Source organism: Paenibacillus sp. FSL R5-0923, assembly GCF_038009145.1.
Classification (GTDB): domain Bacteria; phylum Bacillota; class Bacilli; order Paenibacillales; family Paenibacillaceae; genus Paenibacillus_AQ.
The window spans coordinates 39833-60641 of sequence record NZ_JBBPAT010000002.1 but is presented as its reverse complement, the minus strand read 5'-3'; the positions used below and the strand labels follow the sequence as shown (position 1 = coordinate 60641).

Annotated in this window: 18 protein-coding genes; 4 read left to right on the top strand and 14 right to left on the bottom strand. The window is 40.0% G+C overall.

Annotated features, from left to right (window positions below):
• Nucleotides 1-117: 117 nt before the first annotated feature.
• The 7 genes from MKX35_RS25350 to MKX35_RS25320 form a co-directional block, all read right to left on the bottom strand.
• Entirely contained in the window at nt 118-990 is an 873-nt protein-coding gene (locus MKX35_RS25350; protein ID WP_143759535.1) for an aminoglycoside phosphotransferase family protein, read from the bottom strand.
• Nucleotides 991-1027: 37 nt separating this feature from the next.
• On the bottom strand, nt 1028-1414 hold the full coding sequence (locus MKX35_RS25345) for a VOC family protein (protein ID WP_076300273.1): 387 nt from the start codon (nt 1412-1414) through the stop codon (nt 1028-1030).
• Nucleotides 1415-2142: 728 nt separating this feature from the next.
• The gene (locus MKX35_RS25340; protein ID WP_339302271.1) at nt 2143-2763 is read right to left on the bottom strand and encodes an ATP-binding protein; all 621 of its coding nucleotides are present in this window, start codon (nt 2761-2763) and stop codon (nt 2143-2145) included.
• 653 nt (nt 2764-3416) lie between these two features.
• Nucleotides 3417-4145 (bottom strand): LytR/AlgR family response regulator transcription factor, encoded by a 729-nt coding sequence (locus MKX35_RS25335; protein WP_076300270.1) that lies wholly within the window; start codon nt 4143-4145, stop codon nt 3417-3419.
• 129 nt (nt 4146-4274) lie between these two features.
• A complete protein-coding gene (locus MKX35_RS25330) occupies nt 4275-5180 on the bottom strand; it encodes a GNAT family N-acetyltransferase (RefSeq protein WP_076286113.1) in 906 nt (301 codons plus the stop codon).
• A gap of 175 nt (nt 5181-5355) precedes the next feature.
• Nucleotides 5356-7518, bottom strand: coding sequence for a 1,3-beta-galactosyl-N-acetylhexosamine phosphorylase (gnpA, locus tag MKX35_RS25325; protein ID WP_076300269.1), 2163 nt, complete (start codon nt 7516-7518; stop codon nt 5356-5358).
• A gap of 12 nt (nt 7519-7530) precedes the next feature.
• Nucleotides 7531-8550, bottom strand: a complete 1020-nt coding sequence (locus tag MKX35_RS25320) for a glycoside hydrolase family 88/105 protein (RefSeq protein WP_076300268.1) — start codon at nt 8548-8550, stop codon at nt 7531-7533.
• 421 nt (nt 8551-8971) lie between these two features.
• Between MKX35_RS25320 and MKX35_RS25315 the strand changes: the two genes are divergently transcribed.
• A complete protein-coding gene (locus MKX35_RS25315; RefSeq protein ID WP_076300267.1) occupies nt 8972-9913 on the top strand; it encodes an AraC family transcriptional regulator in 942 nt (313 codons plus the stop codon).
• Between the two features lie 17 nt (nt 9914-9930).
• Here MKX35_RS25315 and MKX35_RS25310 read toward each other — a convergent pair whose 3' ends face one another.
• The 3 genes from MKX35_RS25310 to MKX35_RS25300 all read right to left on the bottom strand — a co-directional run bounded on the left by MKX35_RS25310 (nt 9931) and on the right by MKX35_RS25300 (nt 13453).
• Nucleotides 9931-10653, bottom strand: coding sequence for an MBL fold metallo-hydrolase (locus MKX35_RS25310; protein ID WP_076300266.1), 723 nt, complete (start codon nt 10651-10653; stop codon nt 9931-9933).
• A 208-nt stretch (nt 10654-10861) separates the two neighbouring features.
• Complete coding sequence (locus tag MKX35_RS25305) at nt 10862-12778, bottom strand: hypothetical protein (RefSeq protein WP_076300265.1); 1917 nt, start codon at nt 12776-12778, stop codon at nt 10862-10864.
• A gap of 315 nt (nt 12779-13093) precedes the next feature.
• A complete protein-coding gene (locus MKX35_RS25300; RefSeq protein WP_076300264.1) occupies nt 13094-13453 on the bottom strand; it encodes a winged helix-turn-helix transcriptional regulator in 360 nt (119 codons plus the stop codon).
• Between the two features lie 221 nt (nt 13454-13674).
• Here MKX35_RS25300 and MKX35_RS25295 point away from each other — a divergent pair, with 221 nt between their 5' ends.
• Nucleotides 13675-14208: an NAD(P)H-dependent oxidoreductase gene (locus MKX35_RS25295; protein WP_076300263.1), complete on the top strand. Its 534-nt coding sequence runs from the start codon at nt 13675-13677 to the stop codon at nt 14206-14208.
• A gap of 62 nt (nt 14209-14270) precedes the next feature.
• Here the strand turns inward: MKX35_RS25295 and MKX35_RS25290 are convergent, their stop codons facing one another.
• Both MKX35_RS25290 and MKX35_RS25285 read right to left on the bottom strand, forming a co-directional pair.
• On the bottom strand, nt 14271-15437 hold the full coding sequence (locus MKX35_RS25290) for a DUF4317 domain-containing protein (protein WP_076300262.1): 1167 nt from the start codon (nt 15435-15437) through the stop codon (nt 14271-14273).
• Between the two features lie 307 nt (nt 15438-15744).
• A complete protein-coding gene (locus tag MKX35_RS25285; RefSeq protein ID WP_076300261.1) occupies nt 15745-16866 on the bottom strand; it encodes an NAD(P)/FAD-dependent oxidoreductase in 1122 nt (373 codons plus the stop codon).
• A gap of 237 nt (nt 16867-17103) precedes the next feature.
• On the opposite strand from MKX35_RS25285, the gene MKX35_RS25280 reads away from it, so the two are divergent.
• Nucleotides 17104-18273 carry a YhgE/Pip domain-containing protein gene (locus MKX35_RS25280; RefSeq protein ID WP_445671590.1) on the top strand — a complete coding sequence of 390 codons (1170 nt, stop codon included), beginning with the start codon at nt 17104-17106 and terminating at the stop codon, nt 18271-18273.
• A gap of 46 nt (nt 18274-18319) precedes the next feature.
• Nucleotides 18320-18859, top strand: coding sequence for a PadR family transcriptional regulator (locus tag MKX35_RS25275; protein WP_076300259.1), 540 nt, complete (start codon nt 18320-18322; stop codon nt 18857-18859).
• A gap of 75 nt (nt 18860-18934) precedes the next feature.
• Here the strand turns inward: MKX35_RS25275 and MKX35_RS25270 are convergent, their stop codons facing one another.
• Entirely contained in the window at nt 18935-19795 is an 861-nt protein-coding gene (locus MKX35_RS25270) for a hypothetical protein (RefSeq protein ID WP_076300258.1), read from the bottom strand.
• Nucleotides 19788-20366, bottom strand: a complete 579-nt coding sequence (locus tag MKX35_RS25265; protein WP_052404147.1) for a sigma-70 family RNA polymerase sigma factor — start codon at nt 20364-20366, stop codon at nt 19788-19790. The genes MKX35_RS25270 and MKX35_RS25265 overlap by 8 nt, the downstream gene beginning before the upstream one ends.
• Between the last annotated feature and the right edge of the window lie 443 nt (nt 20367-20809).

The following is a 20809-nucleotide window of genomic DNA, read 5'->3' as shown; positions in this document are numbered from 1 at the left end:
AAAAAGCATTATAAACACCCAAACTGAATATTGATTGAAAGCAGCGAATAAACGTAAATAGACCACCTCCCTCGCAAAGGGTTGCGGTCTGTATTGTAATTTTTTTTAAGATGAAGTTCATTTAAACCCTTGGAAATCCAAATCTTTCAGGAATCGATTACTTCCTAGTATGCTCTTTACCCTCTTCGATACATTAGGTCCTTTAGGTGTACTGCCCCGTCTATTCAGTAAGATCCATCTTAGACAAGCCCAAGCTTCGAACACCTCAAGCTCTTCCTGTTTCATAAAATTCTCCAATAGATAAGCAGAACGGAACATATCAGCGTAACGCTCAGAGATGTGGATTTTCAGCAGAATAAATGACCATGCAAAATCATATCTAGGATCTCCCAACTGGCCGTTCGTCCAATCGATGACGGTAAATCGCTGTTGTTCCTCTACTATATTTCCTAAATGAAAATCTCCATGAATGATACGATCTTGTCTCATTGGAGTTTGCTCCACTAGAGAAATCAGAGCTTGATTAAGGTCTGTATGCTCTCTCACTTCAGGAAAAAAGTAGTCGATGAAATCGTACTTAGGTAGTTGTATATGTTCCAGCTCAGCGATATCTATTTGATGAATTCTGGCTAAAATGCTCGCGAGCTCCTTCATTGTCTTATTATTCACTTTATGAATTGGCGTTCCGTCAAAGCTTGTTAACAACACCTTATTTCCGTCCGGATTGATTCCCCAACCCACTGGTTTAGAGACAGCTACCCCTCGTTCGGACAGGACATCTAATAAACGGTATTGAAACTGAACATCTGGTTTGGAGCTCTTACTCCATGTTTTCAAGACATAGCTTTCCTGATCTAGATTGATCTTTAGAACCTCTGCTTCAAAGCCATCATCCATCGGATGCGTGGTTAAGCTGGCTTCATGATAGAGTAGCTCATCCATGATTTCATGGTGTTCAAGCCAGTTTACATTAGTTATAGGGGTTCTCAAGAGCAATTCTTCCTTTCGGGTGATTGTATATATCCAGTTATTCTTGTGGAATGCCAGCTACGATCTCAAGCAAATTGCCTTCTGGGTCAGCCACAACAGCTTCACGCAACCCATAGGGCTGTGAAATAGGTTCTTTTATAGGAGTTGCACCTGCCTTCACCAGACGCTCAAATTCCTTGTCGACTTCTTCAGGTGAGAGAACGCCAAATGAGACTTCCATTGTCCCATTCAACCCATTGGGATAACCTAGTCCTGAAATACTCAGCGCATCCCGCTGACACAAATTAAAAAATACACCACTCTTTAGCTGAACCCCGGTAAATACGCCACCATCCCATTCTATAGCCATGTTCATGACGTCCCGATAGAATGTGGCCATCTTTTCCATGTCTTTTACAATCAAAGTTACAGCACCGATTTCCATGAAATCCACCCAATCTTCTAAATTATTCCTTTTATGATCGTAGATATAGTAGCATAGGCGGTAAAATATTGAAATGAATTATAACAATAATAAAAAGCTCTGTAGAAACTCTACAGAGCACTGTCAGCTTGAATCTAACTTTTCTACCTATGTCACTGAATAAAATGCTAATCCGATACTTGAAAAGATAAGCAACAGTATAGTAATAAAAACCGCAGATCCTATATACTTATTCTTTCTAGACTTACCCGTAATTGATATTCCTCTTTTTCCAATAAGAGAATATAAAATGAATCCCAATATGGGAGTGGTCGCAATCATTAAGAATACCCAAATCCAAGGATTTATCCCTCGGTACATACAATCGTTGTAGAGCCATAGACATGATAGCGTTATAGTCAATAAAGCAAATACAACAACTAATACAACTAATGGAATCATAACGTTCTCCCTCCTTTCCTATTTGATTTAGAATTCACATGTCCAAAAAAGAAATGGATACAGTTTGCATAATGAAAGCCCGCACAATGGCGACTCTTTGCTCCCCCCTATTTCACTTTTTTTGTACTTTGGAATATTCATGCCCTTGATAACCTACATTGAAATCATAAACCAATATTTTTTTTGTTTTTTGATGCTCGTTGTAATCCGCACAATACTCGTTGTAATCTGCAAAATAAAAAAGCGATTTCTCATTCTTTTGAATGGAAAGTCGCCTTTTTTTTATTTTATGGAATTGGTAAGACCACGATTGAATTAAAATAGCCCTCATCGTACGAAAAGTCTGAGTATCCTTTTAACTTTTTGACTCGTTCATTGATACTGCTGATTCCAATGCCGTACCTATTTTTCCCTTTTTCAGAGATTAATCGCCCATAGGAGAAATCCACATTCACATGATTCGACGAATTTACAATGATTATGAATAATTTACCCTCACTAAACTTTATTTTGATTTCAATTTCCTTTTTTATTTCTTCTGTTAATCTAAGTACTGCTTCAACGGCATTATCTAAAAGATTCCCTAATATGGCCGCTAGGTCAATGGTATGTTCTATAAATAAGTCATGAGGAACTTGGAGGTCTAAAGTGCATTCTATATTATACTTTTTGGTTTGTTCTAGCTTACTATTAAGAATGGCATCGATGGGTATACACCCGGTTAATAATCTATATGAGAATACATTGGTTTTCAATAACTCCTGTAGCTCCTCTTTTACCTCGTCTGTTTTTTTCCTCTCCAATCCATAGGCTATATTTAATAAAATATTTTTCAGATCATGTTTTAGCTTAGACATTTCTCTTTGATTCTCTAAGCTCTCTTCGTAATATTTATTTTGTGTCTCCATTATGGAGTACTTATGTATAAGAAAATTTTTCCCTTCTAAACTATTGTAAATCAGCATAATGCACACATTCACAATTAACAAAAAAACACATGGAACGAATTGATTGATATCTTTATACTGAAAAATCCAATATATACTCATTAATGATAGACAAGGCACAATACTTAATAACAAACATTCCTTATTACTTAATCCGATCTCATTATCAGATCTAAAATAGAGTAACAGCTTTGCCGACAACATCACAATTAACAACGATAAAAAGTTTGCACTAAAATATACGACTAGCATAATGAATAACTGACCTTCAAATTTTTGATCATAATTATATGTAATAATAGACAACGCCAAGTCTGCAAGTGTAGTGATCAGCGTAAAAAAGATAATGTGGTAGATCCTTTGAGCCATTGATCCGTAGAACGAATACAGTATACAGATACTCAAAAGAACAACAAATAAAAACAACTTAACCATAGAGTTTGTATCACTAGACAATAATTTTATTACTCCCATAGCAAGAAATGTTAAGGAATAAAATTTATACTTTGAAATTCTGAGGTTAAGGAATCCATTGAAATAAATAGAAATAGATGTTACCTGAACTAGCGTATAAAGAATAGCTAGCACCGCAATGCTCATAAACTCAAAATTTCTCAAAAGCCAATCCTCCTTTTTATGAAGTTGTTATAAGCATCTTTAACTACCTTTCTCTGACCTCTACTAATTGTGAAATTTTCTTTATTGGTGAGAATAATATCGGTTCCCGAAACAATATGTACATAATTTAGATTTAAAATGGTGCCTTGATTTACTTTTATAAAGGACAAGGGATCAAGCATTTCTTCAATCTCTTTTATCGTGCCATAAAATGAAAACTCGTCATCAACGGTTACAACATGTATAATCCTACCTTTCTCAGATGAAATGGATAGAATCGTCTCACTTTTGATTTGATAGTTAAGATTTTGAGTTTTGAAGAATAAATACTGGTTATTCCTTCTAACCTCATCAATTGCGTGGAGTAATACTTTACTTATTTGCTCTTCTTGTATTGGTTTTAGTATGTATCGAAAAGGAGAAACTTCAAAGCTTTCCATGGTGTAATTGTCATAGCTGGTAACGTAAATGATAATCATATTTTTATCTATTTTTCTAATTTCCCTAGCGACCTCGATTCCATTTAAAATCCCCATTTCAATATCTAAGAATAATATTTGATACTCTTCGTTTCTAGCTTTTAAAGCATTCAACAATGATTTTCCGGATTCATAAATGTCTATATCTAGCTCTATGTTTTGATACAAACCTGCACTATCCATAATAATCTTCTCTAACTTGGAACTATGTAATTGCTCGTCATCACAAATGCAGATTCTAATCATTCCTCTAAACTCCCTTTTTAAATAAACATATTATTTTGAAAATAATACCTTATTAGTAATAATTCAATAAAGAAGATCAGTAGTCCTTGTAAATAAAAAAGACGACCGAAGTCGTCTAGTAAATGCTTATTAATCGATTTCATAGCCAACGGTAAATCTTGAACCGCACAACTCATACCCGATCTGAGTGTATAGCCTAATAGCTTTCTTATTATCACCATGCGTGCCCAAAGTGGCGGTTGTTTTTCCCTGCTGTTTTAGATAGTTCAGAGCGGTGCAGATGATGTTACGAGCGACACCTTTTTTCTGCCATTCAGGAATGACGAATACATTCTCCGTTGCACTCCTCTCGTCCGTGATTCTCCAGGTTGAGGTGTTGCCGATCAATTGATCGCCATGAAACGCGCAGAAATTAACGATTTCGGGAGATCCCTGCATCCACCCCAAATGGTTCAGACTCCACGCCACACCGTCAAAGGCTGCGAGTTCAGCATGACGATATTGTTCCTGAGCTTCACTATTGTTCAGTGCAGTTGGCTTCACCAGAACCCCTTTTGATAAAGGATACTTAGGAATCTCCCTACTCAAGTCAAATTTATACACGACAATCGTATCGCAAATCGTAAATCCACGCGCTAGACAGAAGCTCAACTCTTCGAGATCATCTGTGTCGAGATATTGAGCCATGATAATGCGCTTCTCTTGATACCCAGCTTTAATTTCTCTGGCCCGTCCGATTAATGCTTCAATCAGTGCGGCTTTGATACCTTCATCCTCGGCGTTCTCTGCAAATATAATTTCGTAATTAAGATATCTGTTGAATTTTGGGTCTTCATCATGTCCAACCGCATGAAAAGTATCATGCTCCATCAGATGAGCAACGGCCAGAACCTCTCCGTCGCCACTCACTGCACAGAACATATTTCGCTTATCTAGATCTCCATGGTACAGATATAGCATTTTTAGAACAAAGTCCATGCTTTCAATTTGCTCCGCATCTTCATCCTTCGGATTTCGGATTACAAAGTCCCTCATGAATAAACATCGTCTCCAATCTTTTATGGCGCTGCAAATCATTTCTTAGTTAAATAATGGATGAGGCAGGCCATGCTCAGCAAGGGAGAGTTTAGTTATAGTCATTGTTGCGAGGGATATTGTGAACATAAGCGTCGGCAGGATAGCCACAGCTTGAGCTTTTTATTCAATCTTACTAGTCCCCAATAGTTCTAATAATCGTGTCATACGGATCTAATTCCAAGGTTTGCTGTCCATATTCCGTATGAATCGTAGTTTTTTGAAGCTGATCGCTATTGTTAATGACCACGAGTATTTTGCTTTCTGGATAATAAGCACACTCTGTATATAAGTTGTCCGTAATGTACTTGATCTCCGTGAACTCATTACCCGCCAAACGAATCAAATTCAGCAGCAATCTTGTATTCTCAAAGCTGAATTGGAAAGATGGAAGGTAGATCCCCTTTCCTTTACCGAAAGCATGGGTGGACAGTGTTATTAGACCATCCGTTTCAGTCACAACCGCTGCTGCTCCATCAGTAAGATAAATGTTATTTTTGGGTGTTATGCTAGCCCCAATAGGTACTACACCAAGCTCATCCTTCACTTCATATGTCCATTTTCCATGCGCTACTCTGGAGCCTGTATCCTCATCTACACCGAGCACATGTGCCATTCTGAAAAAGCTGTCATACCCTTCAAGCGCTGAAGGTTGATTCACGCCTATAAAAGTACCACCTTCATACACCCACTTTGTCAGTAAGTCCACACACTTGTTGTCCCTCCAGCGTTCTCCACCACTCCATGCTGAGCCAGCAGATCCGGCATTGATCACTACATCACAATCTTTTAATATTCCCTGACGGATATCCTCAAAATCAATGAACTGTACTTCAATCGGCAATCCGGATAAAGCCTCGTTGATATGAATCAAATCATGCATATACGTTTCGTGGAAATGCCCAGACAAGGTCCACGATCTCAATTTGCCCCAAGCGTGCAGAATGGCTACCTTCGTCTTAATATGATACGGTTTGCCTTTATGATGCAGCTCTTTAATTACTCTGAACTCATCCGCAATCTTTTCGATATAATCACAAAAATCCGGATAAGGCTCTACAAGATGCAAATATCCACCCAATCCAATTCGATCTATAGGCTCTCTGAGTAGAGCACGCCGAATATTGATCCAATATTTTTTGGCATCTAGTGTAGGGTTCCCTCCCTCCATAAAGGTAGGCAGACCACCTAAACCAACCGGAAACAAGTAGGGATGCAGCCGAATCTCATGGGTATCTACTTTTACACCTGAACACATTCTTGCCTCGAACCCTGAGAACACACATTTAATCATCCCGTCGAAGCCAAACTCCTCGAAACGATCATTGTAAGGCTCCATGCCAACCCAACTGTCATCATAGAAGACATATGCCAGCTTGTCGTGCCCATGCACAATATCAATTAATTTCTTACTAAATTCGATGACAAAATCATTGATAAATGCCATCCAGTCCAGTTTGCGCTGCTGCGCCGGGATATGACTGACACGATATTTTCCACCATTCACAAAATCCTCGGCCGTGAGCGAATACCCATATTTTTGAGCAAACAGATCAAGCGCTCTTGAGCTTACCGTAAAATCATATGAACCCCAGTCCGAGAACAAATGGCGATTGCGCTCATTGCTGCCCCAGATCCAGGCGAAATTATAAAATAGGGACGTAAACCGAACCACCGTTGTTTCCTTATGCTTACGGCACCAATCTTCAATCCAATGGAGCAAATACTTTTGCGTTTCAACATAGATGGGATCAATCTGCATTAGATGTTCTTTTTCCCAGTGATTCGTGGTGTGATTGTACATGGAGATCTCTTCCCAAATCCGGTAAACCATGAAGCTGACTGTGTATTTATGCCAAGGCGCAATTCCAGTAATGACTACATTTCCTGATTCCCGCTCATAATTCCACTGTTCTTTTGGAACCTCTTCACCAGTAGTTCGGTCAAAAACCTGCCAGTACTTAAACGCCTCTTTGGAATCATTTACTCGGAATTGCTCAGCGAAAAAGTCTTCCATCAAATAGATGGATAAATAATCTTCGACCGCTACCTTCGGATTAGTAATTAAAAAGCTCTGCTGTAGCTTATCAGGGTTCTGGGATGCCCATTCGTTATGATCTCTGATGATACAGATTGTAGAATAAATGCCGTATCCTGCGTTGATAATCTCATCGGACAACTGTGTACCGTCACTGTCACGGATGACATCGGCACCCCACCGTTCAGCTAACTCTAAGGTCAGTGCCTCATAACCGGATTCGCCCGGTAGTGTAAAGGCCCCCGTTGTTTGCTTGGACAACTTGGATCCCTCCTATTTGAGCATATCGGACAGAAAAGAGAGTGCTAAGCCTTGACCCCAGCCTTGAATCCAGTCTTTTGGAATATTGCGATAGCCTTCCCGGTCCTTCATAACCGCTGTTCCGCCCGATACTCCCAGTACACGTCCATCCTCGCTGATATTGCTTAGGATACCCTTCAGCGCCTTTTGCACATATTTGGTATGCAGCGGATTGCCGTTATTGATCATTGCAGCCGCTATCCCGCAAGAGGCAGATACTTCTTCATAAGATTCTTCGTCATCAAGCACTGTCCGCCACAAGCCGTTCTCCGTTTGCACAAGCTTGAGTGCCGCCAATTGATCGCGCAGCGAACACTCCACGTCCATACACGCCGGATACAAATACCATTCTTTCAAAAGCTTTTTGACTTGCGACATGGTATATGCGCCCCAAGCATTTGCTCTGCCCCAATATAGTCCGGACATATGATCCTGCTTCACATTATTGTAGCCATGGTACCAGAGGCCGCTGCTAGGGTCTTGCAGGTATTTGATATGCCAGTAATATTGATTCAGGGCATCCTGGATCATTTCCTGATCGTTTAATTTACTTCCAACACGGAGCAGAAAAAATGCCGCCATAAACAACGTATCTGCCCATGCCTGCTCTGGAAAATCATTAGAGACGGATACGGTATGCTGCAGCACATGATCTCCGAATCTGAGCGCATGGTTCTGCAGATAATCCACCTTGCTCATTACAATATCCCAATATTTCTGATTGCCTGTTTCTTCATACAAGGTAATCAGCATATGCCCCATGGCACAGGTATTTACCGTCCAGTCCGGCAGGCCCAGCTCAATATATTCATCTGCCCACTGGACAAGCATATCCAAATACTCTTTATTGCCTGTCGTTTTATAAGCTCTTGTTAGCCCATAATAAGCCACACCACAAGGCCAGTCCCATGTTAAATCCATCGTCATTGTTTTTCTAACGACTTTGTCGATGACGCTTAGAATCTCTTCTCTGTCATAAGTTAATTGAAGCATCTTGATTCTCCTCTCTTTCGCACACGCCCCCATTGGCGCTGAGAGCTGTCCGTCCTATGTAAACGCTTTACTAACTCTATTGTAAGGAGTAAAATGGTCTGATTCTAAGCATATTCATAACTAAACTGTGCAATTTCAACCATAAACTAGTGGTTCTTATATTTCGGGATTGGCCGTGACTACAGAGAATGTTTGGACTTCCGGCCGCTGTTGTCTGCAGATTTCTTGATTTTATACCGCTCTTCGCGGTGGAAATCTGCAGACAAAGGCGGACGCTAACGCTCCTACAGTTCCAAACTTCTCCTCCGCCACTTTTATCCCAAATTGTATAATATCAAGTTCTCTTTATATAGTTGAATTTGATATAACGTTAACCTATAATCTACTCAACCTACGTAATAAGAATGGGAGTATTGAGAATATGCCCAGAAAAAAGAAGCCCGTCATTGAATACCGCCACTACAGCTTGCCGATAAACTTTCCTATTTTACTGCTAAGCGGTGAACGTTGGAAGATTTCCGATATCAAAAGTGAACATCTCCATTTCCATAACCATTTAGAGATTGGCATTTGTCATTCGGATAGCGGCATCATGGAGATCAAAGGTGAATCCGTACCCTTTAAAGCCGGAGATGTGACCTTCATCCCTAGGTATCTGCCTCATACCACGTATAGTTCGCCAAATGAAGCTAGTCTTTGGTCTTATATCTTTTTTTCACCTGAGGAGCTCTTTCAGCATTCATTCAAAAGCGCTTATAGTGACTTCGAGCCAAATTTATGGGCGATCAAGGGAATGAATTGTATTTTGAACAAGGAGGAACATCCCAAGGTTTATACACTTGCGACATCGGTCGTAGAGGAATTGAAGCAAAAAAATAATTTCTATCAGGAAAGTGCCTACGGCTTATTGTTATCCCTTTATATAGAACTGCTTAGAATTCATTCCCGGAATAAACCCTTAGTAGAGCAAGAAACAGACCATAACCTGAAAGGTGATTTTGTCATCTCTCCAGTTCTGGAATACATCACCAAAAACTATATGATACCTATTACCATCAATGACCTAGCTGATCTGTGCCATCTAAGCACCACTCATTTTCGCAGAAAATTCCATGAGATCATGGGGACCGCACCTCTAGATTTCCTAAACAGCACCCGCATTGAAGAGGCCTGCAAGCAGTTAAAAAGCACGGATGCTTCCATCCTCTCCATCTCTGAACGAGTCGGCTTTCAATCCATTTCCAGCTTCAATCGATGCTTCTCTAAGCTTATGGGCGAATCTCCCAAACAATGGCGTAAAGCCGTACATTCCGAAGCCCAATCTGCAAAAGCATCTATATTGGAGTTTACGGGGTGGGTATAGGGAAAGGGAGTCCCTGTTTACCTCACTTCACAAAATCTACTTAACACATGAATGATTTGCTCCTTGCTCATAGGGGCATCGTGCCCTGGGATATACGTAGTGAATGAAAGATTTTTTAAAAACTCAACATATTCCTTCATTTTTATGGGATCAATCTTACCTTCTCCATGATAATAATCTCCACTATGTGCATCACCTGCAAATAAAACCTCCGTTTCTTTAACATATACAACACAAGAGTCTGCTTCATGTGGCCCTCCTACCTTGAGAATTTGGCAAGTGATGCCCCCTAAATCCAATGTTAAAGAATCCTTGAAAATAATCGATCCTGTGCTGACCGAAATCTTATCGAACGTATCATATTCTTTTTTCATACAGTTATAGGCGAATTCTATTTCTTCTTTTGTCTCTAGACGTTTTATAACGGACTCTTCATCCCATTTCCACGCTTTCAATCGCTTTAGTACCTCATTCGTTGCTGATGATACTACGGTTTCCCCCTCAAAAGCATGTATACCAAAGGTATGATCCCAATGCCAGTGCGTAATCAAAGCATATTTGGGACGTGGTAGATTGTGATCATCCAAACCCTTTATAAAGGCATCAAAATGCGATTTTGAATTCCCACAATCAATCATAATTGAAAAGTTCTCACCTACAACATATCCCAAAATAGGTCTGTCTGTTTCCCTAACATTTTCTAAGTAATAAATAGATTCATTTATTTTTTTCAGTTCCATAAGATTGTTTTCTCTCCTTTAGAATAACGGGTCATTTTGTAATTTAATAATGGATCCGCAAGACTTATTGAGCAAGGGAGAGTTTAGTTTTAGGTGTTCTCACCAAGAGCATAGTCAATCTTACTCAAAAAAAATCAAAAGGGAGTCCTCCGGTAGCCACTTTTTATGACTATCGGGAGACTCCCTCAATGAAGTATCTGTTATAAGATTATTTAAATTTCTTTACAGTCGTCGATTTAACTTGAAATGCTCCATTTTTGTAAGCAAGAACAGCGGTTTCTTCGCCTTTAATTACGGAAGTAGCTTCACCATGAATCGTTCTTTTTGCTACAATCTCATAGACTCCGTTTTTATCTACATCAGTGACTTTCATTGAGTTGTAGAGCGAGCGTTTGCCATTCACTTTCACGTACTCATTAAGAAGAACTTTCACACCACTATCTTTGAAGGATACTACGTAAGCATTAGTGCTGCCGTTGTTACCGCCAGAGTATACAGTAATCATCACATCTTTAGATTTATCTCCGTTAAAATCGCCAACGAAGTTGATCTTTGGTTGGTAACCCGAGAAGTTTTTGATATTACTGTTAATCACTTTTTTAGTTTTTCCTTCTAGAACGACGATGTTGATATCTGTAACCAATCCACCATTAGCGGCATCCTTGTTACCAATCAGTAAAACATTATCCGCAACACCATTACCAGTTACATCCACTTGTTGTTTCGCAAGCAGGATTGTTTTTGCTGTTGTTGTAATTCCCTTAAGCTCAAAACGTTTGCCAACGGTGTAATCACTTGTTGTAGTTGTTGGAGTAGTCGCTGGCTTGCTATCGGACTTAATGGTTTCTGTACCTACAACCTTGAAGGCACCGTCTTTGAATGTGAATGTTGTTTTTTCCTCACCTAGAACTATAGCTTCAGCGTCACCGCGAATTTTTCTAGTCCCCACCAGATCATATACACCATCTTTATTAAGATCTACTTGCTCTAAAGTGTTGAAAAATGCTGGTTTACCATCCACAACAGGTTTTACACTCAAAAGTGGTTGTACCTTATCACCTGTGAAAGACAATATGTAGGCATCTGTCGTACCATTGTTACCACCAGAGAATGCTGTAAACATTACATCATTTGCTTTGTCCCCGTTGAAATCACCAATCCATTGAATTTCTGGTTTAAAGCCATCGAAACCGCTGATTTTTGCATCTTTTAATGTATTTGTTTTGCCATCTACAACAACCAGGTTGATGTTGCTTACATAACCAAGCTCATCTGCTTTGTCACCGATCAGATAGATTTTATCTTGGACACCGTCTTTATTAACATCGTTAACTTGTTTTCTGATAAGAACAGTCTTATCTGTTGTGTTAACACCTTGCAATGCGAAAGGTTGGCCAACAGTCAGTTCACCAAGTGCAGGTTGTTTAAATGGGTCTTCTTTAGTAGTTTCTGTTTTGCTAACTTGGAATTCGCCGTTTTTGTACGCAAACCATACTTTTTCATAGCCTTTTACCTCGGCATTAGTATCACCATAGAGGGTTCTGATTCCAAGTAGGTCACTTACACCATCATTCTCTACGTCAACCGCTTCTAATGTTTTGAACAATGCCCGCTCACCTTTGATCTTCAAGTCCCCGCCCAGAATAATGGAAGGTGTTTCGTTCTTGAAGGTTACGATTCTAGCATTGGTAGACCCTTTGTTACCACCTGAGTAAGCGGTAATCATCACATCAAGTGCATGGTCATTATTGAAATCACTCACATAGCTGATTTTCGCGTTCAAACCACCAAAGTCTTTAATCCCTGCGTTTAACACTTTGTTTGTTTTGCCGTTTACAACGATGAGATTAATGTTGTCGAAGTCAGGAGATTCATTTTTGTCGCCAATGAGATATAAAGTGTCCTTCACGCCATCCAAATCAAGATCAACCGTGCTCGTTGCTATCAATACTGTATTGGCGTTCGTTTTAACACCAGCTAGTGTAAATTTTTGTCCAACTTGATTAGTGGATGATGCTACGGTTGAACTGGTTGGCGTTGTCACAGGATTGGCCATTGCTTGAGATGAGAAAGATGCGACTGCTGCTACACATAATGCAACGGATAATGTTTTCTTAATTTTCATTGTGTTTCCTCCGATGGTTTATAAAGGTTGGTGTCGAATACAATCTCATTATATTCCTAGAAACATAGGACAGAGTGACGGTAAGGTAACATTATCCTATTGAAATAAAACAATAACTAAATAAAATATCCAAATCAGAGGAACTTCAAGCACTAAATAATGCCAATTTCTTTCGGGGATAGCGGTCGCAAAATTAATAGAAACGCTTTCATTGGCTATACCATGGGATTTGAACAACCCTACTTTTTTTTAATAGTTTGATAACAATTCTGTAAAATCAGTTTGATTCAAATGACGCGCAAACCTATTCAAAGGCTACAACTCTTGGAACTCCTCCAACAAGACGACCTCTTCTCCTTGTTCTTGTCTGATTCTAATATTTTCTTTTCCCCAAGAACACATAACGTCAACGATCTTATTGGCTGTAACGCCATATTCCGTGAGGCTATATTCGACTTTTGGCGGCATCTGCTGGTAAACGAATCTTTTGACAAGTCCATCTCTCTCAAGTTCACGAAGCTGCTGGATCAGAACCTTTTGTGAAATACCCTGTATATTACGCTGTAATTCACTTGTTCTTTTGGCACCGGACATCAATAAGCAAATGATCAAAGCTTTCCACTTTCCGCCGATGATTTCTAGTGTTGCCTCTATTCCTAGATTATATTGTTTCATAGAATAACACCTCGTTCATACGGATCTAATTAAACTTACCCAAAACTTCATTTTTGCATATATTTTTTCGTGAGTCTAGTACGTACTTCAAAGTAACCATCTTACTTTATTGTGTGTATTTTCTTTTTTTAAAACCTGCAAGATAATGATGATATTCATAAAAATAAGGCACAGCATTTTGAAGAAATACGCTTAATATAGGCCTGGAATGGAGATTCATTATGAAAACACTGGTGATTGTGGCACATCCCAACCTTGAGAATTCGAGGGTCAATCAACGCTGGAAAGAAGAGCTACTACAATATCCAAATGATATTACCATTCATGAGATTTATAAAGAGTATCCTGACTGGAATATTGATGTTCCTAGAGAGCAAAATCTAATGGAAGCCTATGACTATGTGATCTTTCAATTCCCTTTGTATTGGTATAGTTATCCGCCTCTATTAAAAAAATGGTTTGACGATGTGTTCGCTTACGGATGGGCTTATGGATCAAACGGTGACAAGCTTAACGGGAAAAAGTTAGGGCTTGCTATATCCATAGGCGATAAAAAAGAAAATTATCAACCTGAGGGCTCTGTTTCTTTTACCGTAGACGAAGTAATTGCACCCTTTAAAGCCAGTGCCAAACATGTAGGTGCAGAAGCATTACCGTACTTTGCTGTTTTTGGAGCTTCATTTCAAGCCAGCGATGAAGAAATTAATACTAGTGCAAAAGAATATATCAACTATATCTTTAAGTACCATATTTGATACAAAAAGGGCTATCCCAAGTCTTGATAAAAGACTTTAAGGATAGCCCGCTATTAAAAAATCTAAAGCGTTTCTGTAGTGAGTGTAAATCCTTCGATCACGGCATCTTCGTCAACCTCAATCAAGATACAACGTCTACCTTGATAATTCACTTGCTTCACATATTTCAAATCCTGCGGACTGACCGAAATCGTAGCTACCTTTGTTTCGATCTTTATCGATTTTGTAGTGAATTTCGGCATCACACTACTTGCCTTCATTTCATAGTGCTTGTCGTCTACGATGGTTTCAAACGCACGTTCCACTTTTTCCATCGTCACGTCTTCAACGCCACTTACCTTCAGCACACGTTCTACATCTCTATAGTCGAGCTTAGGAGGTTCTTCTTCATCTTGGTTGGTTTCAATGACCTGGTGGATTTCCTCGTACAGCTGAGCAATGGTGGTCGCGTCAAGTTGTTCGCCCGCCACTTCCTTCACGATGTCTTCGAAAATAGCTCTCTCTTCCAGTGCCGTCACGGATCTTTCGGCGTTCAAGACCTGCTCGATGAAATGCGGATCTGGAAAGTTGGATTTTCCCGTACAATACAGAATGCGGTTCACATCGGAATAATTATCCGTCACGCTCGGGTAAAAGAAGCCCTGCTCCGGTGTACTTAACTTAACAATCGGATCTACAATGACGTTGTACTTGAATTCCCTTTCCACATAATCAAATAAGAGAGCTTTCCGTTGTTTCTCCGTGGAATTCACGCTGCATAGAATAAACGGATGCGCGAACATTTCATTTTTCTCACTTTCCTCGGCTTCATCGTTTCTATCTTTGGTCGGGCGGTAATACTGTCCGCGAACGAAAGTAATCACCGTATCGCGTTCATAATGAGTATCCGCCATCATTCTGTCCACCAACAGCAGCATCAGGTCCTGCCATTCATCTGGATCCCCTGTCACCAAAGCTTGGTGAAGCATCACCTGCGCTGGTTCCTCCGCTTCCGCCTGAAACTTCAACTCGAACAATTTCTGATCCAGTTCGCCGGTCAAGAGCTTTTTGAAATTGCCCATATACAGCTCCTGCTTCTCTCTATCCACCATTCCAAACGGCAGGCGCTCCCAATGATAGATCTCGTTACTTTCCTTCATAATATACACGTTGAGAATATCGTAAATATTCATTAAATCGTGATCCAGCTTAAATTGCTTGCGTATATGCGCGACTTCTTTCTTTATCATGATTCGTTAGACAACTCCTAGGAAGATAAATTGGTCTTTTCAGTATAAAGGATAAAAAAAACCTTCGCTATATTAGTTGAACTTAAAATTTTTCTATTAAGGTAAGTGCGTGACTGCGGTGAATGTTTGGACTTCCGGCCGCTGTTGTCACCAGATTTCTTGATTATTACCATGTTTCATGGTTGAAATCCGGTGACAAAGGCGGTCACTACGTTCCTACAGTTCCAAACTTCCCCTCCATCACTTTTCCTTTTCAGAATACTTTTAGTTCAACTTATATAGAAGGTTTTTTACGTGTTGCTTCTAATCAATTAATCGCATGCTCTAATGCATAGTCTTCAAGCGGAATATCTACCTGTTGATCCATGGCTAGCTTGGCTAACTGCTCACCAAGAAAGGGTCCCATCGTTAATCCGGATGACCCTAGTCCATTAGCAACAATTAGTTTATTCCATCCTTGAACCCTGCCCAACACGGGCAGAAAATCTGCTGTAAATGGACGGAACCCTACTCTTATTTCATTTAGGCTACAATCTGCAAGACCGGAAGCCATTTGAAGACCTTTATTTAAAATTTCTTGCATTCCACCTGCGGTTACAGCAGTATCATAACCTACGACATCATTTTCGTGAGTAGCACCTACCACGATATTTTGATCCGCAAATGCGAGTATATATTGATCTGTAGGCGGCATTACCACAGGCCATTGCTCTGTACTCGCTTGTTGAGCAAGCTTCAAGTGCATAATTTGAGCCTTCTGATAACGCACCTGGAGCATGATCCCGAGCGGATGAAGCAAAGCGTTAGACCAGGCCCCTGCACACACAATCACTTCATCTGCTGTGAATGTCTGTTCTCCTACGCTAACCCCTTTAATTTCATGATCATCATGCTCAAGAATAGCATCTCCCTCAATCATTTGCGCACCGTTACGCTGTGCCGCCCTTAGCAAAGCATCACGTAATTCACGTCCGTCCACTCTTGCTGCACCCCATACATGAAGCGCATGATAACCTTCCGATAATAATGGAAACTTCTCTTGTGCTTCAAGATCCGTCAGCATCGTAAGCTCACCAATTTCAGGGGCGTCCTCTCTACGAAGCTCCGCTCTTTCTTTCATCGCGAGTAACTTTTTCAAATCCTCATGAATACATATCGCTCCAACTTTTGCGTATCCAGTCTCGGTTTCTCCAGCCTCTTCCAACTCTTGAATAAGTGCCGGATAAAAGCTTGCTCCCGCCTTAGCAAGACGATACCATGCTTTGTTTCTGCGTTGAGACAACCATGGACAAATAATCCCTGCTGCTGCATCTGTTGCTTGTCCAACATCTTTACGATCTATAATGATGACTTCAGCACCTAACTTGCTTAACTGATAAGCTGCTGAAGCCCCTAATATCCCTGCACCAATTACAATAACCTTGTTCATGTCCGAAGTCCCTTCAGTTATTCACTTTTAATCAATACATTAACACATCCACTATATATCAATGTAACAACCCGAATGATGATTCATTCACTACTTATCCATTGTATCTTAAATTTGACATTTATAATGAATTATCGTACTATAAACACCACTCAGTTAAAAGTACTTTAATTAGAGTACTAAAATAAAAGTGTTATTGAGAAGAAAGAAGGTATACAGTTGAAGTTTTCACAGTTTTTGAAGTCCAAAGGGGCCATTGGTTCTATTTTTATGGGTGTGTTCTATGCCATTGCTATGCTAGGTATTTTCTTACCAGGGTATACAGCACTTCCAGGGAACATGGATGATTTAAAAATTGCTATTGTCAACGATGATGCAGGTAAATATGGGGCTCAGATTTCAAGTCAGTTCTCGGAGAGCTTACCATTCAAAACGATAAAAACCGATGTATCGAATAAAAAGGCGATGGATGAATTAGAGCATAATAAGTTAGCTCTAGTTGTCCATATTCCAGAAGAATTTTCCGCCAACGTTCAAAGCGGTAAGGTATCCGCAAGTATTGATTTCACAGTCAACGAAGCCTCTGCCACCATGGTATCTTCAGCCATGTCTTCCGTTGTAGGAGAGATTAACAAACAATTAAGCGCGAACTTCTCAGAGCAAACCGCAAAAGGTGTGTTAATGAACTTTAACGTACCAGAAGAACAAGCTACCGCAATGGCTACACAAATTGAAAATAGTTATGTCGGGAATTATGTTGTCATCAATGATGTTCCAGACGGCATGCATAACAACATGCTACCTATGTTCTTAACTATGGCTGGTTATGTTGGGGCAATGATTGCCTCCATGCAATTAGTTGCTTCTTTTAAAGCGAACCGCGGGAAAGCAAGCAAGACAAAACTGTTTATGTTCGTTCAATTAACAGCTTTATTAATCGCTATATTATCAACAGTCGTTGCTTTAGCCATTGCATTCTCTATTGCAGATGTAGACCTATCCTTACTGTTACCAGTTGCTGCTCAGCAAATTCTAATGTATATGGCTGCATTTAACGTATGTGCGATTATGGTCTTCCTAGTTGGCGAAGGCGGTATGGTCTTAAATATTCCAATCCTGCTCATGCAAACCATCGCCAATGGTGCTACCATGCCTCGTGATATGATGTATACACCATACGATTGGTTCGGCCGCATCACACCGATGTATTATTCTGTACAAGCTTATTTGGCACAAATGTTTGGTTCCATCAGTCCAGCACCCTTCTTATGGGGATTAGCAGGCGTATTTGCCGGGGCTATGATGATTAACATTGTAATCGTCCGGTTTGTTCATAAACCTGTACCTCTGACTAAAGAAACTATACTGCCCGTTGAAATTAAAAATACAGCTGAAATAACCGCCTAGGTTTGGTAAGATAGAGTTTAGCCAACAATTAGGAGTGGGTTCTGTGATGTCAATTCAAATTTATATCTTAAGTAAGTTAATGGATGAAAATAATTATCCTTATAAATTAAAAAAAGAACTATCCACCCCTATTCCTTTTGATAAATTGCTCAATCTATCTGAAAGCAAGCTATATTATCACTTTGAATCTCTTTCGAAACAGGGCTTAGTTGAACAGGTAGAGATTATCAAAGAAGAACATCGCCCAGACAAACAGGTGTTTTCTATTACTGATGAAGGGCGCAAGCAACTCCCGCTCAAAATTTATCAGGTAATAGAAAATGCAGAATCGATTTCAGATATGATTGTCGCTCTTGTGAATCTTCGTTTTGTAGAGACTGACAAAGTGATCCCGATTATCGAGAAGAAAATTGAACAGTCACTGATAAAAAAAGATCATTTAAATCAAATTTACCATCAAATAGATATAGTTAGCTCCACTCGTGAAGTCGTAGATTTCATGGAAAGCTACTACGTTTCTCAACTAGAGCAATCTATTCACTGGTGGAAGGTTCTTTTAGAAAAGCTGAAAACGAAAACGATATAAAAAAGACGCTCAGGGAAATCCCCTCGCGTCTTCTTTGTGTGTATCTATGGGCATTTCTACCCTAAGTAGACCATCTTATTTTGAATCTACAACCGGAACGGAAGCTGGAGCTGCAACTACTCCTTCATTCTTCTGTAAATTCTCTTTCACTTCTTCAGTCCCTAAGGACTGCACAGGAGCACCGATGCTGAAACTGTCGATGATCTTCCCAAGTGTAGCTTTGTCAAAGTCTTCTTGAGCGTAAAGTTCAATGGTAAAGCCATCTTTTTCCCAAATCACAATTCCATTTGCAAAATAAACTTTAGTCCCGTTAATTACTTCTGTCTTCACTTCTTCTGTAGTGCTGATCCCATTGTCGCCGCCCTTGGAGATTAGGAAATTAACAGCTTTATCCCCGGAGTTATACTGCACTTCAACCATGCTGGTCCCCTGAAGAACAACATTCACAAACTCATAGTCTGCCATCCAGGTTGGTGCCGGGAAGTTCATTCCAAGCTCCGCACGTGCTTCATCCAGGGTCAACTTGGCCGCAACCGGCAATTCAATGGCAACATTCTCCCCGCCTTTCCCCTCTTCAGATGGAGTCATTGACTGTGCAGCTGAAGGGATTTCCTTATCGTATTGCGTGATTTCGAGATTTCCTACTTCAAACTTTGCCATGATCGATTGGAACATATCCTGTGCATAGGAGGTTGCAGAGAATGCGCCACCTAGACAAATTACTGCACTACCAATCACTATTACATTTCTCCAGCTACTTTTTTTCATCGTTATCCCGTCCTTTTTCTCTGATTTGAGTTCAAGAGCTCCATGGTCCAACTTGTATACTAAACGGTTATAAATTCTTTCTTTGGCGGCAGTGTTATCCTGTTCAACATTCTCAAGCAGTTCTATAGTTTTGCTGAATTTTGTGAGATCATCATTTTTCTTATTCATGGTTGAATCCTCCTGCTTTTAAGGAAATATGCAGTTTCTTCAGACTTCTATGCAATACGACACCAATATTGGACTCACTGACGCCCATGATCTGTGCGACTTCGGAATTTTTCAGTCCAGCCCCATATTTCATTGCAATGATATTACGTTCCTTCTCACGTAGCTTGGAGAGCGCCTTGAACAGTGCTTGATTATTATCCTCACGAATCGCCAGTTCCTCCGGAGACGGCTTGGGAAATATGAGCTCCAGCAAAGAATCTAGTGAGGTGTAGCTTCTTTTCTTCTGCCCCCGGAAGTAATCCGTCACAGCGTTCCTTACAATGGCAAACAGCCAAACCTCAAAATTCGATTTTTCTTCTGAAAAGCTGTAATACTTGCACATCACCGTCTCAAATACCTGACTGCAAATGTCCTCTGACACGTGATGGTTATTAATACGATAACTAATATATTTGTAAACACGTTTGTAGTACGTATCGTACATCCGGGTAAATTCCTCTTTTGACATCATGGCACCACGTGATCTTTCGATATTCTTGTAACGGTCCGCAGTACCCTGGATAACTTCCATCTTCACCCTCCTTCCACCTCACCTTCATCGAAAAGCTAAACAAATTGCGCAATTTGTTGTGAAGAAACTTACATAAGTTAATACGTAGAAAAGCCCAAACCATTAACAAATGTTTTGATAATTGTGGGATGGTGGGAAAAGGGTGAAAGATCACAATCCGTAAAAGCGGCGATACTTGAGTTGCGGGGTGGATATATGTGAGGGAGAGAAGGGAAGAAGCTCAGCGCTACAATTCAATAATTTCAAATTATGTACTTCAAGACTTTTAGAATCTATACAAAACACTTGTACATCCAGTGCATCTATAAGCTTTTCCATGTGATCTCTTTCTATATAACTGTTATCATAACATGTTCATTCCAAGTACCGTCTATTAACAGGATGTTTTGTATTTGCCCAATTTAAAAATCCTGCCATTATCCAGCGGGATGCTTGATAAACGG

Bases quoted from the DNA above. Each gene is read 5' to 3' on its own strand.
- MKX35_RS25345 (WP_076300273.1), bottom strand. From the start codon at position 1,414: ATGGAAATCGGTGCTGTAACTTTGATTGTAAAAGACATGGAAAAGATG.
- MKX35_RS25340 (WP_339302271.1), bottom strand. From the start codon at position 2,763: ATGGAGACACAAAATAAATATTACGAAGAGAGCTTAGAGAATCAAAGA.
- MKX35_RS25335 (WP_076300270.1), bottom strand. From the start codon at position 4,145: ATGATTAGAATCTGCATTTGTGATGACGAGCAATTACATAGTTCCAAG.
- MKX35_RS25330 (WP_076286113.1), bottom strand. From the start codon at position 5,180: ATGAGGGACTTTGTAATCCGAAATCCGAAGGATGAAGATGCGGAGCAA.
- MKX35_RS25320 (WP_076300268.1), bottom strand. From the start codon at position 8,550: ATGCTTCAATTAACTTATGACAGAGAAGAGATTCTAAGCGTCATCGAC.
- MKX35_RS25315 (WP_076300267.1), top strand. From the start codon at position 8,972: ATGCCCAGAAAAAAGAAGCCCGTCATTGAATACCGCCACTACAGCTTG.
- MKX35_RS25310 (WP_076300266.1), bottom strand. From the start codon at position 10,653: ATGGAACTGAAAAAAATAAATGAATCTATTTATTACTTAGAAAATGTT.
- MKX35_RS25305 (WP_076300265.1), bottom strand. From the start codon at position 12,778: ATGAAAATTAAGAAAACATTATCCGTTGCATTATGTGTAGCAGCAGTC.
- MKX35_RS25300 (WP_076300264.1), bottom strand. From the start codon at position 13,453: ATGAAACAATATAATCTAGGAATAGAGGCAACACTAGAAATCATCGGC.
- MKX35_RS25295 (WP_076300263.1), top strand. From the start codon at position 13,675: ATGAAAACACTGGTGATTGTGGCACATCCCAACCTTGAGAATTCGAGG.
- MKX35_RS25290 (WP_076300262.1), bottom strand. From the start codon at position 15,437: ATGATAAAGAAAGAAGTCGCGCATATACGCAAGCAATTTAAGCTGGAT.
- MKX35_RS25285 (WP_076300261.1), bottom strand. From the start codon at position 16,866: ATGAACAAGGTTATTGTAATTGGTGCAGGGATATTAGGGGCTTCAGCA.
- MKX35_RS25275 (WP_076300259.1), top strand. From the start codon at position 18,320: ATGTCAATTCAAATTTATATCTTAAGTAAGTTAATGGATGAAAATAAT.
- MKX35_RS25270 (WP_076300258.1), bottom strand. From the start codon at position 19,795: ATGAATAAGAAAAATGATGATCTCACAAAATTCAGCAAAACTATAGAA.
- MKX35_RS25265 (WP_052404147.1), bottom strand. From the start codon at position 20,366: ATGGAAGTTATCCAGGGTACTGCGGACCGTTACAAGAATATCGAAAGA.